General features: G+C 73.7%; 2 protein-coding genes. Both read left to right on the top strand.

Annotated elements, in window-relative coordinates:
- Positions 1-203 precede the first annotated feature (203 nt).
- Entirely contained in the window at positions 204-857 is a 654-nt protein-coding gene (locus GWI24_RS43765; protein ID WP_210951573.1) for an NADPH-dependent F420 reductase, read from the top strand.
- Between the two features lie 228 nt (positions 858-1085).
- Positions 1086-1973, top strand: an 888-nt coding sequence (locus GWI24_RS43760; RefSeq protein ID WP_210951572.1) for an NADP-dependent oxidoreductase, incomplete at its 3' end; no start/stop codon positions are given.

Here is a 1973-nt window from a genome sequence, read left to right as displayed (position 1 = left end):
GGCATCGGTGCAGATGACGCAATCCCCACCGAAACCAGAGGCCCTCGCCCCGTTCAAGCACCCCTCACGGCGCGTCGCCTGTCACCAACGTCCCCGGACAGCACACCTAGCGCATCCGTCGCACACCGCACGGTGTGCGACGGACTTCCTAGTGTCGTCGCCCTCGGCAAGTGAGAACGATGGGCGAGAACGAGGAGACCGCGATGCGGATCGGAGTGCTGGGCACGGGCAATATGGCCGACGCGCTGGGGACCCAGTGGGCGCGGGCGGGCCACGAGCTGCTCATCGGCGGCCGCTCGCGGCCGAAGGCGGCGGCGCTGGCCGCGCGGATCGGCCACGGCGCGCGGGCGGGGAGTCTGCGCGAGGCCGCCGGATTCGGTGAGGTGACGCTGCTGGCGGTGGCGTACGAGGGCGTCGAGGCGGCCCTGGAGGCGGCGGGCGCGGCCGAGGGGACGCTGAGTGGCAGGGCGCTGATCGACTGCACCAACGCGATCGTCCCCGGCCGCTTCACCCTCGCCACGGACGGCGGACCGGGCATGGCCGAGCGGATCGCGGCGCGGGCCGTCGGGGCGCGAGTCGTGAAGGGGTTCTGCCACTGCGCGGACTCGGTGTGGCGGATGACCCCGCCGGTCTTCGCCGACGGCCCGCTCGGGGTTCCGCTGTGCGGGGACGACGAGGGCGCCCTGGAGGCCGTACGGACGCTGGTCCGCGACATGGGCTGCGTACCGCTGGACGGCGGCGGCCTGGAGCGGGCCCGCCTGCTGGAGTCCACCGTGGCGTTTCTGCTGGGCTTCTGGTTCGGCGGGGTGGAGCCGCGCGCCGCACTGCCGCCGCTGGCGGTGCAGGGCCGGGTGTAGCGGGCGGGGTGGGTGGCGCGGACGGGTGCGGATGGGTGCGGATTTGCGGTGGCGGTGGGCGAGCAGGAGCGTCGAAGGGGAGGAGCGGGCAAGAACACGCCGGGACGGGGAACCCGCGAACGAAACCGCGAGCCCATGAAGGAAGCCGCGAACCCACGCGGGGAGCCGCGAACCCGCGAACGAACCGCGAACCCGTCACGAACCGCGAAGACCGCGAGGAGCGCCACCATGAAGGCCATCAGCTACCGCCGCTACGGCGGCCCCGAGGTCCTGGAGTACGGGGAGCGGCCGGAGCCCAAGGTCGGCCCCGACTCCGTGCTGATCAGGGTCAAGGCCGCCGCCGTGAACCCCGTCGACTGGAAGGCGCAGGCCGGATACCTCGAACCGGTCCTGGACGCGGTCTTCCCGGTCATCCCCGGCTGGGACGTCGCGGGGGTGGTGGAGCAGCCGGGCCCGGCGGTGACGGAGTTCCAGCCCGGTGACGAGGTGATCGGCTACGTACGGGAGGACTTCCTCTCCCGGGGCACCTGCGCCGAGTACGTGGCCGCGCCCGTCCGCACCCTCGCCCGCAAACCGCGGAACCTCTCCTTCACCCAGGCCGCGGGCATCCCGCTGGCGGGCCTGACGGCGTACCAGTGCCTGGTGCGGGCGCTGAGGGTCGGCGAAGGCGACACGGTGCTGGTGCACGCGGGGGCGGGCGGGGTCGGCTCGATGGCGGTGCAGCTGGCCCGGCACATGGGGGCGCGGGTGATCGGCACGGCGGGGGAGCGCAACCACGAGTATCTGCGCGCGTTGGGCGCCGAGCCGACGGTGTACGGGGAGGGCCTGGCCGACCGAGTCCGTACCCTCGCCCCGAACGGGGTGGACGCCGTGCTCGACCTCGTCGGCGGCGACGCGCTCGCCGTCTCCTCCGAACTCCTCGCCCCCGAGGGCCGCCTGGCCTCCATCGCCGACCCCGCCGTCCTCGGCCTGGGCGGCCACTACGTCTTCGTCCGCCCCGACCCCAACGACCTCCAGGACCTCACCGACCTCGCCGAACGCGGCGCCCTCGGTGTCGAGGTCTCCGCGGTCTTCCCCCTCCAGAAGACGGCGGACGCGCAGCGGCTGAGCATGGAG

Origin of the sequence: Streptomyces sp. MK37H (genome assembly GCF_018035285.1) — a bacterium.
In the GTDB taxonomy this organism is placed as follows: domain Bacteria; phylum Actinomycetota; class Actinomycetes; order Streptomycetales; family Streptomycetaceae; genus Streptomyces; species Streptomyces endocoffeicus.
This window is presented reverse-complemented; position numbering and strand designations above follow the sequence as displayed.